At 69.1% G+C, this 13606-nt stretch carries 13 protein-coding genes; 4 read left to right on the top strand and 9 right to left on the bottom strand.

Going from position 1 to position 13606, the window contains the following annotated elements:
* Positions 1-88 precede the first annotated feature (88 nt).
* The 5 genes from A6R01_RS09080 to dnaB all read right to left on the bottom strand — a co-directional run bounded on the left by A6R01_RS09080 (position 89) and on the right by dnaB (position 6545).
* Entirely contained in the window at positions 89-1414 is a 1326-nt protein-coding gene (locus A6R01_RS09080; protein ID WP_292605125.1) for an HsdR family type I site-specific deoxyribonuclease, read from the bottom strand.
* Positions 1414-2538 carry a hypothetical protein gene (locus tag A6R01_RS09075; RefSeq protein WP_292605123.1) on the bottom strand — a complete coding sequence of 375 codons (1125 nt, stop codon included), beginning with the start codon at positions 2536-2538 and terminating at the stop codon, positions 1414-1416. Before A6R01_RS09075 ends, A6R01_RS09080 begins: the two co-directional genes overlap by 1 nt.
* Positions 2539-2542: 4 nt before the next feature.
* A complete protein-coding gene (locus A6R01_RS09070; protein WP_292605122.1) occupies positions 2543-4150 on the bottom strand; it encodes a class I SAM-dependent DNA methyltransferase in 1608 nt (535 codons plus the stop codon).
* A 75-nt stretch (positions 4151-4225) separates the two neighbouring features.
* Positions 4226-5032, bottom strand: coding sequence for a TIGR02391 family protein (locus tag A6R01_RS09065; RefSeq protein ID WP_292605121.1), 807 nt, complete (start codon positions 5030-5032; stop codon positions 4226-4228).
* Between the two features lie 94 nt (positions 5033-5126).
* Positions 5127-6545, bottom strand: coding sequence for a replicative DNA helicase (gene dnaB / locus A6R01_RS09060; protein WP_292605120.1), 1419 nt, complete (start codon positions 6543-6545; stop codon positions 5127-5129).
* A gap of 511 nt (positions 6546-7056) precedes the next feature.
* Between dnaB and A6R01_RS09055 the strand changes: the two genes are divergently transcribed.
* The 3 genes from A6R01_RS09055 to A6R01_RS09045 all read left to right on the top strand — a co-directional run bounded on the left by A6R01_RS09055 (position 7057) and on the right by A6R01_RS09045 (position 10377).
* A complete protein-coding gene (locus tag A6R01_RS09055; protein WP_292605119.1) occupies positions 7057-8412 on the top strand; it encodes an MATE family efflux transporter in 1356 nt (451 codons plus the stop codon).
* A gap of 9 nt (positions 8413-8421) precedes the next feature.
* Complete coding sequence (locus A6R01_RS09050; RefSeq protein ID WP_292605118.1) at positions 8422-8964, top strand: hypothetical protein; 543 nt, start codon at positions 8422-8424, stop codon at positions 8962-8964.
* A gap of 216 nt (positions 8965-9180) precedes the next feature.
* Entirely contained in the window at positions 9181-10377 is a 1197-nt protein-coding gene (locus A6R01_RS09045) for a hypothetical protein (RefSeq protein ID WP_292605117.1), read from the top strand.
* A 299-nt stretch (positions 10378-10676) separates the two neighbouring features.
* Here A6R01_RS09045 and rplI read toward each other — a convergent pair whose 3' ends face one another.
* The 4 genes from rplI to rpsF form a co-directional block, all read right to left on the bottom strand.
* Positions 10677-11123, bottom strand: a complete 447-nt coding sequence (gene rplI, locus A6R01_RS09040; protein WP_292605116.1) for a 50S ribosomal protein L9 — start codon at positions 11121-11123, stop codon at positions 10677-10679.
* A gap of 17 nt (positions 11124-11140) precedes the next feature.
* On the bottom strand, positions 11141-11377 hold the full coding sequence (rpsR, locus tag A6R01_RS09035) for a 30S ribosomal protein S18 (RefSeq protein WP_154612378.1): 237 nt from the start codon (positions 11375-11377) through the stop codon (positions 11141-11143).
* A 104-nt stretch (positions 11378-11481) separates the two neighbouring features.
* Positions 11482-12048 carry a single-stranded DNA-binding protein gene (locus A6R01_RS09030; RefSeq protein ID WP_292605115.1) on the bottom strand — a complete coding sequence of 189 codons (567 nt, stop codon included), beginning with the start codon at positions 12046-12048 and terminating at the stop codon, positions 11482-11484.
* 160 nt (positions 12049-12208) lie between these two features.
* On the bottom strand, positions 12209-12499 hold the full coding sequence (gene rpsF, locus A6R01_RS09025) for a 30S ribosomal protein S6 (RefSeq protein ID WP_292605124.1): 291 nt from the start codon (positions 12497-12499) through the stop codon (positions 12209-12211).
* Between the two features lie 228 nt (positions 12500-12727).
* On the opposite strand from rpsF, the gene A6R01_RS09020 reads away from it, so the two are divergent.
* On the top strand, positions 12728-13606 hold an 879-nt coding region (locus A6R01_RS09020), incomplete at its 3' end, for a serine/threonine-protein kinase (protein WP_292605114.1).

The following is a 13606-nucleotide window of genomic DNA, read 5'->3' as shown; positions in this document are numbered from 1 at the left end:
CGGCACCGGCCGGCAGCTCACCCACGCCCACACTGCGAACCTCGTCGCGATCCACCAGAATCACCGATGACGAATCCTCACCGGTGGATCAGGGCTGAGGCAGAGCATCGCGAACGTTTCGGGCGAACCCGTCGATCAGGTCGTAGTTCGACCGGTGAGCCTCGTCGACCATCACCACGATGTTGAGTCGATCCGAGAGCGGCGGGAAGCTCCGCCCAGCGTCACGATCCTCCTTCGTGAGGCCGAACTTCTGCAGCGTCGTGAAGATGATCCCGCCCGACTCTCGACCGGCTAGCAGCTCTTTGAGGTGGGCACGGGACTCTGCCTTGACCGGCGTCTCCGGCAGCGGCGAGCCAGGCTTGGTCGGCGCGAAAGTCTCATCGAACAGCTGGTCATCGAGGTCGTTGCGGTCGGTGACGACGACGACCGTCGGGTTCTCCATGCCGGGATGCCGCATGATCTTGCCGGCGTAGTACGCCATCTCCAGCGATTTGCCCGACCCCTGCGTGTGCCACACGACGCCGATCCGGCCGTCGGTCTCGACCGACTCCAGCGTCTGCGCGACCGCCTTGTTCACCGCCCAGTACTGGTGATACTTCCCGACCGCCTTCCGGGTCTCGGTGCCCTCGCCGAAGGTCGCGATGAAGTTGCGGCAGAGGTCGAAGAAGACGTCGAGGCGGAACATCCCCCGGGTCAGAACCTCGATGCGCGGGATCCGGAGCCCCTCGACGTTGCGGGGGTCGCGGCGCGCCCCGTCGATCGTCTTCCAGGAAGCCCAGTGGTTCCAGGGCGCGGAGAACGATCCGGCCTGGGCGTCGATACCGTCGGAGACGACCGCGATCTGGTTCCACTTGAAGACCTCGGGGATCTGGCTCCGGTATGTCTGCAGCTGCCGGAACGCCCCGTCGACCCGCGCATAGGTCTTGCCGACACGCTTCAGCTCGAAGATGGCCAGCGGCAGGCCGTTGACGAACAGCAATATGTCGGGCCGGCGGGTCTTCTTCGGCCCCGTGATGCTGAACTGGTTGATCGCGGTCATGTCGTTGTTCTTCGGGTGCTCCCAGTCGATCAGCCATGCGCGGTCGCTGCGCAGCGCCCCCTGCTCGTCGCGGTACTCCACGGGGACGCCCTGGATGAGGTAGCGGTAGCCGTTCCAGTTCTCGGTCTCGATGAGCGGCGACTCCGCTCGCAACGCAGTGCTCACGACGTCGGCGACGGCGTCCGGCGGCAATTGCGGGTTCAGCTTGGCGACGGCCGAGGACAGGCGGCCCGTCAGGACGACGTCGCGGTAGTCGCGGCGTTCAGCACCGGGCTCACCAGGCGCGATGTCTGGACCGTAGACGTGAGTCCACCCAAGTTCGGAGAGGATCTCCAACACCCAGCGCTCAAGCTCGTCCTCGGTCGGCCCGACCATCACAGCACCGCCAGATCCTCAGACACGCGCAGCCGACCTGACATCAGGAGCGGCAGGAGCTCGTCACGGGCTGCGGCGATATCTGATGCGTGCATCTGTGCTGACAGTGCCTCGTCCCAATACGGGCGGATCTTCGCCTCGAGGTCTTCCCAGGCCGACCGCTCCGGGACATTGACCACTCGGTCCAAGTCCGCTCGCTTGATGTGCCCCATCGTCGTGGCCTTGTCGGCTGCGAGACCGAGGAAATCCTCCATCAACTCCTCGATAGCCCAGAGAACCAGCCAGTCGGGGACGCCCACGTTCGGGATCACTTTGAAGATGTGCTGGTTCACGAGCCCCTGGGTCCATCGCCACCGCGAGACGAGCAGGCTGCCCGACCATACGAACAGGATGTCGCCCGGATCCGCCAGGTTCTCCGCTGAAGCCGTCACGTCAGCACGCACCGTCGATGAGGTTGGCCCGTTTCGAACCTCTGGGGTGCGGATGACTGGAAGACCATGGGCGCCTCCGCCCTTCGTGAAGTTCTTTCCGTTGACGAACGATGCGAGCGACGACAGCGGAACAGACTCTTTGTCGTGGCGTGACGCTGCTAGGACGGCACGCCAAAGTTCGTCGGCCTGTGCGGCTCCGCGTTCCTCTACCTCGACCAAGTCGTCGAGGGCGCCGAGGACTGAGGCGATCCGCCGCTGCTCCTCGAGCGTGGCCGCGGGTATAGGGATCCCCTTCGCAGCGCCGACGTTGAAGTGTTGCTGCACAGCGCCGACCGTCCGAGAGTCGATGTATCCCCGAGCGACGCTGTTGATCAGGTACGCGAGGTAGCGCGAGTCGAGATCTGGGCCGGGCCTGACGATCACGACATCGGAGCAGTTCGAGACGGGCAGCGACGCTGGGACTACGGCAGCGGTCCCGGGAGCGCCGGTTCTCACGACTACGACGTCTCCGGGCTTGAGGGCCGACTTCGCAAGTCGCTGGTGAAAGCTCTCGGAGATGTGTTTGACGCCATCGAGGTCAATTCGGAACGGCCGCACGTTGAGCGATCGAAGAAACGGAACACCCTCATCGACGTATTCGGAGGCCATTGGGCCGACATGACCGACTGTGAGGTCGGCGAGATCGCCGAGCACCCGATCACTCATCGGCGACCACCAGCGAATCGAGCGCCGAAAGGACCGTGGCCTGGAGTTCCTCGCGCTTCTTGAATCCGTCGCGGATCTCCTCGGACAACCGGGCGATCTTAGCGTCGACCGGCTCGCCGTCGTCCTCGGCGGCCTCGCTGCCGACGTAACGGCCGGGCGTGAGGACGTAGCCGTGCTCGGCGATCTCCTCGGTAGTGGCGGCGCGGCAGAAGCCCGCCACGTCGGCATACTCCTGACCCGCGCTCGTCTCGCTGCCGCGCCACGCGTGGTACGTGTCGGCGATCAGCATGACGTCGGCCTCGGAGAACGCCCGCAGGGTCCGGGTCTCCATGAAGCCGACCTGCCGAGCATCGATGAAGAGCGTCTCGCCCTGCCGTGGTCGGGTCTTCGTTCCGTTCGCCAGACCTGCCTTGTTCTTGGTCAGGAACCACAGGCAGACCGGGATAGCGGTGCCGTAGAAGAGCTGGGGCGGCAGGGCGACGATGCACTCGACCACGTCCGCTTCCACCATCGCCTTGCGGATCTCACCTTCGCCGTTCTGCTCGCTCGACAGCGAGCCGTTGGCGAGGACGGTGCCCACGGTGCCGGTCGGCGCGCAGTGGTGGAGGAAGTGCTGGAGCCAGGCGTAGTTCGCGTTCTGGACCGGCGGAACGCCATACTTCCACCGCACGTTCTGGCGCAGCCGCTCGCCGCCCCACTTGCTGTCGTTGAAAGGTGGGTTCGCGATGACGAAGTCGGCGCGCAGGTCGGCGTGGGCGTCTTTGTGGAACGAGTCGCCCCACTCCGGACCTAAGTTGCCCTCGATGCCACGCAGAGCGAGGTTCATCTTCGCAAGCCGCCAGGTCGTCGGGTTCGACTCCTGACCGAAGACCGACAGGTCGTTGCGGCTGCCGCCGTGTGCGGCCACGAACTTGTCGGCCTGGACGAACATGCCGCCGGAGCCGCAGGCGGGGTCGAGCACGCGCCCGTGGTACGGCTGGAGCATCTCGACGAGTAGCTCGACGACCGAGCGGGGCGTGTAGAACTCACCGGCCTTCTTGCCCTCGTTGGAGGCGAACTGGCCGAGGAAGTACTCGTAGACCCGGCCGAGCACGTCGAGGCCCTTGTACTCCTCAGCAGCGAGGTCCTGTCTAGAGAAGGTGTCGATCAGGCCGCCGATGTTCTCCGGGCTCAGCTCACGCTGGGTGTAGTTCTTCGGCAGGACGCCCTTGAGCGTCGGGTTCTCCCGCTCGATGGCCTCCATCGCGTCGTCGACGCGCTTGCCGATGTCCGGCTGCTTCGCCGCCTTGCGAAGGTCGTCCCAGCGGTGGCCCTCAGGGATCCAGAAGACACCCTCTGCGGTGTACTCGTCGCGATCCTCAAGCACCGACCGCTTCGCCGCGTCGTTCGGCATGAAGTAGTCCGACTCAGGATCGTCGACCAGCCTCGCGAGCTCGCGGTGCCTGACCATGAAAGTGTCCGAGACGTACTTGAGGAAGATCAGGCCGAGGACGACGTGCTTGTACTGGGCGGAGTCCATCTTGCCGCGCAGTTCGTCCGCCGCATCCCACAGCGTCGCCTCGAGACTCTTCGCCGGTTGGGCCCTCTTCTTCGGTGGCACGCGCGTCCTTCACTCGCTGACAGTGTCAGGAGCCATCTTGGCAGCCGTCACGACGCCGACGAACCGGCGAGCGATCTAACCACGCAGCGTCGCTCTATCAAGCCGCCTGTGGATCAGGGAGAGCGTCCCGAGCACGTCGAGGGCATCCTGTTCGTCCATTGTCCAGACCGATCGCGGCTGATGAGCCTGGGGATTCCGTATCGAGCTGAACAGCCCCTGCGCCAGGGACGCGACACCACGCTGCTCATTCTTCTCGGTCGCGGTCACGTAGGCGTTCAGGAGGACCTTCGGAGCTGAGCCCAACAGAGCTGCGTCGACGAGTTTGTGGCCGTCCAGGTCGAGGCCGGCCATCGAGCGCAGGCGATGACCCAACAGCTTGATCGACTCGAAGACCGCGTCGTAGTAGTCGGTGCGCAGCCACTCGTCCCTGATGCCGCTCAACACGATCGTGTGGATGCCTCGACTCTCAAGGCGAGCTCGCAGCCGAGTCGCCCGAGAGTGGGCGTCGGTGTCGGTCCGTGCCTGCGGGGCCCGGTGGACCCGGCCGTCCTTGCCGACGCCGAGCCCGGACAGCGAGAGCACCCGGCTCAGTGTGTCCCGCGCAACCGCGGCCCTGTCGATTCGATCCAGGGTCCGAGTCGGCGCCATCGCCGTACTGATCAGCGCAACAGTGGCCTTCCCATTCCCGTGCTGGTTCTGGTGAGCGGCGAGGGCGTTGTACAGCCGCTTCCACTTCGTGGTGCCTTCGCCGTCAGGGTCAGCCAGTTTCGCTGTGGTGAGCACCTGCGACAGCTCCGTTCCGGAGTAGAGATCACCGATCGCCTTCGCGACCGCTGTCACGGTCGCGTCATCGAACGGCCGAATCTGAGTCGTCGTCGCCACCAGTGAACCTCAAGGCAATGTCTAGTGATCCAGTGTTGAAAAGATGTTGCGTCGGTTTGGAAAAGTCCGCTGCATCTCGACATCGACATCGCCCTCAGTGCGCCATGTCGACGAAGCGGCTGTAGTGCCCCTGGAAGGCGACGGTGAGGTCACGGGTCGGGCCGTTGCGGTGCTTGGCCACGATCAGGTCGGCCTCGCCGGGGCGGGTCGACTCCTTCTCGTAGACGTCGTCGCGGTGGAGCAGGATCACCATGTCGGCGTCCTGCTCGATCGACCCCGATTCGCGGAGGTCGCTCATCATCGGCCGCTTGTCGCCGCGCTGCTCGGGGCCACGGTTGAGCTGGGAGAGCGCGATGATCGGGACCTCGAGCTCCTTGGCGAGCAGCTTGATCTGGCGGGAGAACTCCGAGACCTCCAGCTGGCGCGACTCGACCTTCTTGCCCGAGGTCATCAGCTGGAGGTAGTCGATGACGATCAGCTTCAGGTCGTGGCGCTGCTTGAGGCGGCGCGCCTTCGCCCGGATCTCCATCATCGTCATGTTCGGGCTGTCGTCGATGAACATCGGCGCACTGGAGACCTCACCCATCTTGCGCGCCAGCTTGGTCCAGTCCTCGTCGCCCATGTTGCCGTTGCGGATGTGGTTCAGCGGCACCTTCGCCTCGGCCGAGAGCAGGCGCATGGTGATCTCCGAGCGCGTCATCTCCAGGCTGAAGAAGACGCTGCTCAGGTTGTTGTGGATCGACGCCGCACGACAGAAGTCCAGAGCCAGGGTCGACTTGCCCATGGCCGGACGCGCCGCGACGATGATCATCTGTCCCGAGTGCAGACCGTTGGTCAGCTCGTCGAGGTCGGCGAAGCCGGTGGGCACGCCGTAGAGACCCGCCTCGCGGTTGCCGATCGCCTCGATCTCGTCGAGGACGCCGTCCATGATGTCCGAGAGCGGCGCGTAGTCCTCGCCGCCGCGCTTGTCGGCGATCTTGAAGACCTCGGCCTGTGCCTGGTCGACGATGTCGTCGACCTCGCCCTCGCCGGCGTAGCCGATCTGGACGATGCGCGTGCCGGCGTCGACCAGGCGGCGCAGGATCGCCTTCTCGCGGACGATCTCGGCGTAGTAGCCGGCGTTGGCGGCGATCGGCACGTTGGCCGAGAGCGTGTGGAGGTACGGCGCACCGCCGATGCGCTCGAGCTCGCCGCGTCGCTGCAGCTCGGCGGCCACCGTGATCATGTCCACCGGCTCGCTGCGGCCGTAGAGGTCGATGATCGCGTCGTGGATCGTCTCGTGGGCCGGGCGGTAGTAGTCGGTGCCGCGCAGCACCTCCGAGACCTCGGCGCAGGCGTCCTTGCTGATCAGCATCGAGCCGAGCACCGACTGCTCGGCGGCCATGTCCTGCGGCGGGGTGCGGTCGCCCGGCTTGGTCGGCCGCTCGCCCGGCGCGTAGGAGACCGGGCCGTCGCCCCAGTCCTCGAAGGGAGGCTCGTCGAGGTGCCCGTGCTGGTCCTCGGTGATGCTCACGCGCGCTCCCTGGCTGAGTTCTCTGGGGGGTCTGAGGCTGGGTCTGAGGCTGGTGCTGGGTCGTGGCGTCGAGGCTAGGACCGAGCGCCGACAACGGCTCCGGCCGAGCCGCGCACCGAGGGTGGGCACGCGGGGAGGAAGCCCCGGCGACCGCGCGAACGTACGTGCCGGTAGCCCCTCGCGGGAAGCACCTTGTCCACAGGCCCTGGGGATAACTGGGGAGACCCCGTGGAGGACCGGTGGATCCGTGTGCACAGGATGGGGACAGTCCTGTGGAAATCGAGTCCCATACCGGTCGTATGTGACCTCTGACCTGGGAAGACGTCCCCTCACAGCTGTGCACAGAAGATTTTCTCGTGGTGATCCGGTTCACATTCTCGTCACCCGGACGTCGCCGGTCGGTATGTCGACACGGACGACCCCCGGGTAGGTTTCCCACAGTTTCGGCGACTTTTCCACCGGGGCCATCGGCACCTGGCCCGTTCGGACTATTGCTGCTCGGGAGGGGCTCGTGAGAGTGCGGTCGGAGACCGACCGGGAGATCCTGCGCCTGGCGGTCCCCGCGTTCCTCGCCCTGGTCGCCGAGCCGCTGTTCCTGCTCGGGGACGCAGCCGTCGTGGGGCACCTCGGGACCGCCGAGCTCGCCGGCGTCGGCGTCGCAGCCGTGGTCCTCCAGACGGCCGTCGGCCTGTGCATCTTCCTGGCCTACGGCACCACCGCCGGCGTCGCCCGGCGCCTCGGCGCCGGCGACCAGCGCGGTGCGCTCGCCCTCGGCGTCGACGGCACCTGGCTCGCCGTCCTCATCGGCGCGGTCGTGACCGTCGCCGGCATCGCGCTGACCCCCTGGCTGGTCGGGCTCTTCGACGTCACCGGCCCCGTCGAGGAGCACGCCGTGGACTACCTGGCCGTCTCCTTCGCCGGGACGGCCCCGCTGCTGGTCGTCCTCGCGGTCACCGGTGTCCTGCGCGGGCTCCAGGACACCCGTACGCCCCTGGTCGTGGCCGTGGTCGGGAACCTGGGCAACCTCGCCCTCAACGTGGTGCTCGTGCACGGCGTCGGATGGGGTGTCACCGGGGCGGCGATCGGGTCGGTGCTGGCCCAGTCGGCGATGGCGGCGGCCCTGGTCGGGGTGCTCGTCCGCGGGGCCCGTGCTCACGACGCCCGCCTGCGTCCCTCGCCCGCCGGTGTCGCCCGAGCAGCCCGGACCGGGGTCCCCCTCGTCGTCCGGACCCTCACCCTGCGCGCCGCCATCGTCCTCACCGCCTACGTGGTCGCCAGCGGTGCCGGTGCCGACGCGGCCGGTGCCACCCGCATCGCCACGCACCAGCTCGCGATGACCCTGTGGACCTTCCTGGCGTTCGTGCTCGACGCGGTCGCCATCGCCGCCCAGGCCCTGACCGGCCGAGCCCTCGGGGCCGGTGACGCCGGGACCACCCGGCGACTGACCGCCCGGATGACCCGGTGGGGCCTGTGGTCGGGGGTCCTGACCGGCGCGGGCCTCGCCGCCGCCTCCCCGTTGCTCGGACCCGTCTTCACCTCCGACCCGGACGTCCACGACCTCCTCGTCCCCGTCCTCCTCACCGCGGCCCTCTTCCAGCCCGTCGCGGGGGTCGTCTTCGTCCTCGACGGCGTGCTCATCGGCGCCGGGGACGGCGTCTACCTCGCGTGGGCGGGCCTGCTGGTGCTGCTCGCCTACGCCCCGGTGCTCCTCCTCCTGGGCAGCGGCACCGGTCTGGTCGCGGTGTGGGCCGTGTTCGGGGCGGTCTTCATCGGCACCCGGTGCCTGGTCCTCGTCCTGCGGGCGCGCGGCGACCGCTGGCTGGTCCTCGGGGACGCGCCTGCGGCGGGGGCCCACGAGCGCCCGTAGGGTGCGCGCATGATCCCGCTGCAGCCCGTCGCGCTCGGGCTGGTGATCGTGGCCCTCGTGGTCGACGGCAACGGCTGGGACCTGCTCCCCGACCCGATCGGCTGGGCGCTGGTGCTCCTCGGCACGCTCGCCCTGCCCCGGGAGATCCACCGCCGCGACGCCATGGTCGTCGCGGCCGCGCTCGCGCTCGTCGCCTCCGCCGTCATCTGGCCACCCGGGGTGGCCGAGCGGGTCGCCGACACCGACGAGTCGCTCTCCTGGGCGCTGAGCCTGCCGCAGCTGGCCTACCTGTTCCTGCTCGCCGACGGCCTGCGCCGCGCCGCCCGCGCCGCGGAGGAGGGGTCGCGCGCCGCGTGGTTCGCGACCGCGGAGACGCTGGTGGTCGGCGCGGCGGTGCTCCCCGTGCTGGTCTTCGGCGCCGGCGCGGACGCCCTGGCCGGCATCGCCGTCCTGTGCGCGACGCTGGCGCTGGTCCTGCTCGTGGTGCTCACGCTGACGAGCGCCCGCGCCCCCTGGGCGGGCGGCCGCCCCCGCGCGATCCCGGGAACCTGACCGGGAGCCTGACCGGGAGCCTGACCGGGAACCTGACCGGGAACCTGAGGAGTCCACCGCCCGTCGATCAGGCGACCGACCAGCGGACGCAGTCCATTCCCACCCGAAATCCCGCCAGGCTTCGTAGCCTGAGACGGTCCTGCCCCGTTGACCTGGCAGAGAGGCGGCCACGCACCGCCCGGCACCGCTGCACCCGACCCCCGAGGACCCCCCACCATGACCCGTACCCCTCGCCTGCGCCGACCGGCCACCGTCACGGCCGCCGTGTCCGCCGCCGCGCTGCTGGGTGCCCTGCTGCCCGTCACCTTCGCTCCGGCCGCCGTCGCCGCCAACGGCTGCCTGACCGAGGTCGAGACCGGCGCCGGACCCATCCCGTTCCTCCAGCCCGGTGGACGCTGCGACGACCAGGTCCCGCCCGAGGCGACCCTGGAGAGCATCACGCCGGCCCCCAACAACGGCGGCTACGTCGCGACCGACTCGCTGACCTTCACCTTCAGCGGCGCCCACCTCGACGAGGACCAGGACGTCATCGGCTTCGAGTGCCAGTTCTACTCCACCGCCGCCGAGCCCACGTCCTGGACGAGCTGCACCAGCCCGGTCACCTACGACGACCTCGCCGACACCACGTCGGTGCCCTACACCTTCAAGGTCCGTGCCTTCGACGCCGCCGACCGTCAGATCGACGCCACCGACGACCCGAGCACCAACCCGCTCATCCCCGGTTCGCCCGCCGACACCGACCTGCCCGACGTGCAGGAGTCGGCCGAGGTCGCCGTGGTGAAGGTCGACACGCGCGCGCCGCAGACCTACATCTTCAACACGCCGTACGACGCGGAGACCCCCGAGCTGCCGATGCTCACCACCGACAGCCCGACCTTCCGGCTGGCCGCGTCGGAGGGCAACGTGTCCTACACGTGCCTGATCGAGGAGGAGGTGTTCCCCTGCGCCAACGGCAACACCACCTTCAAGAACCTCTCCGCCGGCACCAAGACGCTCAGCGTCGGCACCACCGACCCCGCCGGCAACGTCGACCCCGACCCCGCGACCACCGAGTTCACCGTGCCGGCGGACATCGAGAAGCCCAAGAACAAGAAGTGGAGCGAGTCCTCCTCACGCAAGGCCTTCGGTGGCTCCTACATCGAGACCACCCGGTTCAACGCGCGCTTCTCGGTGCGCGGCACCGACGTGCGTGAGGTGCGCCTGATCTGCACGACGCGGCCCGACGTGGGCATCCTCAAGTACAAGGTGCCCGGCGGCTCGTGGCAGAAGGCCAAGATCAAGAGCAAGACGGTCGAGCGCCAAGCCGTGGTGATCCTGCGCAACCAGAGCAGCAAGTCCTTCACCGGCAAGCTGAAGTTCCGGACCTACTCGCGCAACAAGCCGGTCGCCGTCGACGCCATCATGATGCGTTGACCAGGTGCCCGCGGCGCAGCCGCGGGCACCGTGGGTCAACGGGTCGAGCAGGGCCGCGACTGAGGGACGAAGTCGCGACGCCCGTGTCGAGACACCAGTCGGACGCGGCAAGGCCAGCCATCGGCCCCGCCGACGCACGACGCCGAGCGGGTCCAGCGAGCCGCGCGACTGAGGGACGAAGCCGCGACCGGCGTGTCGAGACCCAGCCCGACAACCGAGTCGGTCCGCTTCCGCCCAGCGACGACAGAGCCCCCGCCCGGACCACCGGGCGGGGGCTCTGTGCTGGTGCTGCGGGTGCGTCAGGCCTTGACGACGTTGATCGCCACGGTGGCGAGGACGTCCTCGTGCAGGCGCACGGTCACCTGGTGCGAACCGAGGGTGCGCACGGCGTGGTCGACGGCGATGGTCCGCTTGTCGACGGACTCACCGGTCGCCTCGCTGATCGCCGCGGCGATCTCGGCGACGGTCACGGCGCCGAAGAGACGGCCGGTCTCGCCGGCCTTGACCGACACGTTGACGGTCTGGCCCTCGATCTTGGCCTTGACCTCCTCGGCGTGGCCGAGGTCGCGGACGGCACGCGAGCTGCGGGCCGCCTTGATGGACTCGACGGTCTTCTCGCCGCCACGGGTCCAGCGGATCGCCACGCCCTGGGGCACGAGGTAGTTGCGGCCGTAGCCGTCCTTCACCTCGACGACGTCGCCGGGGCCACCGAGACCGGTGACCTCCTGGGTCAGGATGAGCTTCATCTTCTCGAGCCCCCTTCTCAGCGACCGGTCGAGGTGTAGGGCAGCAGAGCCACCTCACGAGCGTTCTTGACGGCGGTCGCCACGTCGCGCTGGTGCTGGACGCAGTTGCCGGTGACCCGACGCGCGCGGATCTTGCCGCGGTCGGAGATGAACTTGCGGAGCAGGGTGGTGTCCTTGTAGTCGACACCGGTCGCCTTCTCCTTGCAGAACTGGCAAACCTTCTTCTTGGGCTTGCGCATCACTGCCTTGGCCATTGTGGTGCTTCCTTTCTAGAAGCCCGTCCCGGAGTGGCTACCGGGTCGGAATGGTTGAGGAACGAATTGCGGATTGCTTCAGGTGGAGCTGGTGCGTCGCTCGATCAGAACGGCGGCTCGTCGGAGACGCCGGGCGCCCCCCACGGGTCCTGACCGCCCTGGCCACCGCCGCCGCCCTGGGGACGGCCGCCTCCCTGGGGACCAGCCGTGGCCCACGGGTCGTTGCCCTGGGCCGGTGCCTGGCCGCCACCGGAGTAGCCGCCGCCACCGCCGCCACCGCCGTTGAAGCCACCCCCGCCACCCTGGCGGGTGGTGCGGGTGACCTTGGCGGTCGCGTACTTCAGCGACGGACCGACCTCCTCCACGTCGAGCTCCATGACGGTGCGCTTCTCGCCCTCGCGGGTCTCGTAGGAGCGGCTCTTGAGCCGACCCTGCACGACCACGCGCATTCCCTTCTGGAGGGACTCGGCGACGTTCTCCGCGGCCTGCCGCCAGATCGAGCAGGACAGGAACAGCGCCTCGCCGTCCTCCCACTCGTTGGTCTGCCGGTTGAAGTTCCGCGGCGTCGACGCGATCCGGAAGTTGGCCACGGCCGCCCCGGAGGGGGTGAAGCGCAGCTCGGGATCGTCGACGAGGTTGCCGACCACCGTGATGACGGTCTCGCCTGCCATGGGGTGTCTCCCAACGTGTTGGTGTGCGGTCCGGGTGGGACCGACGCGGTGTGTCCGATGTCGTTGTCCCGGCGATCCTCTCGCGAGGGACCGACAACGGACAGGGGTCATCCACAGACGACCGAGGGACCGGGCGCGACCGAGGCCGGCCCGGAGGTCCTCAGCGAGCGTCGGGGCGGATGACCTTGGTGCGCAGGATCGCCTCGTTGAGGGTCAGCTGGCGGTCGAGCTCCTTGACCGTGGCCGGCTCTGCGTTGAGCGTGATGACGGCGTAGATGGCCTCGGCGTTCTTCTTGATCTCGTACGAGAGACGACGACGACCCCAGACGTCGACGGACTCCACAGAGCCGCCGTCCTTGGTCACGACGTTCAGGTACTTCTCGAGCGAAGGAGCGATCGTGCGCTCCTCGAGGCTCGGGTCGAGGATGACCATGACTTCATATGCACGCAAAGCGGTCTCCACCTCCTCTGGACTAGAGCGGCCACGGTCTCTCCGTGGCAGGAGGGCTTGCGTCCCGCCGGACGACGCCGGCGGTGTCCACCCCGACGGCCATCGGTGACCTGCGGAGAGGGACGGGGCAGGCTACCAGCGGCGCGGGGCACCCTCCCAACCCGCGCGCACGCGTGATCCGGTCCCGGCACGCGTGCGAGCGCCCCGACCGGGGTAGGACCCGCGTCGATGCTCCCGCTCACCCGCCGTCGTCGCAGCCCCGACCGCCTGGTCGGCGGTCGCTACCTCCTGGGCGAGCACCTCGGCAGCGGGGGCATGGGCTCGGTGTGGCGGGCCGTCGACCGGCGTACCGGCGACGAGGTGGCCCTGAAGGTCCTCGGCCAGCACGACCCCGGGTCGGCCACGCTGCTGCGCTTCGTGCGGGAGCAGGCGGTGCGCGTGCGGCACCCGCACGTCCTGGCCCCCGTCGGGTGGGTCGCCGAGGACGACCGGGTGGCCCTGGCCACCCGCCTGGTCCGCGGCGGCACGGTCGAGGACCTGCTGGCCGAGCACGGCCCGCTGCCCACGACGTACGCCGCCGCCCTGCTCGACCAGCTGCTCGACGCCCTGGCCGCGGTGCACCGGGCCGGGGTCGTGCACCGCGACGTGAAGCCGGCCAACCTGCTGCTCGAGCCCACCGGCACCGGCCGTCCCCGGCTGCTGCTCGCCGACTTCGGCGTGGCGGTGGTCTCCGGCGACAGCCGCCTCACGCGCGTCCCCGGCCCGGTGGGCACCGACGGGTTCCTCCCGCCCGAGCTGCTCCACGGCGGCCCCGCCACCCCTGCGCAGGACCTGTACGCCGCCGGCGTGGTCGGCACCCAGCTCCTCACCGGCTCCGGGCCGGCCGCGCCGGTGCCGCCCGGTCCGCTGGCCCCGCTGCTCAGCGCGCTGCGCCACCCCGACCCGGCCCGGCGTCCCGTCGATGCCGACGCCGCCCGGGCGGCCCTCCGGTCGCTGCACCTGCCGCTGGGCCCGCCGTGGAGCCGCGAGCACCCGGTCCCCGACGTGCGCGACCGGCTCGACCCCCCGATGCCCCGTGCCGGCGGCCCCCGGCGATCGGTCCTCGCC

The organism is Nocardioides sp. REDSEA-S30_B4 (assembly GCF_001627265.1).
Taxonomy (GTDB): domain Bacteria; phylum Actinomycetota; class Actinomycetes; order Propionibacteriales; family Nocardioidaceae; genus Nocardioides.
This window is presented reverse-complemented; position numbering and strand designations above follow the sequence as displayed.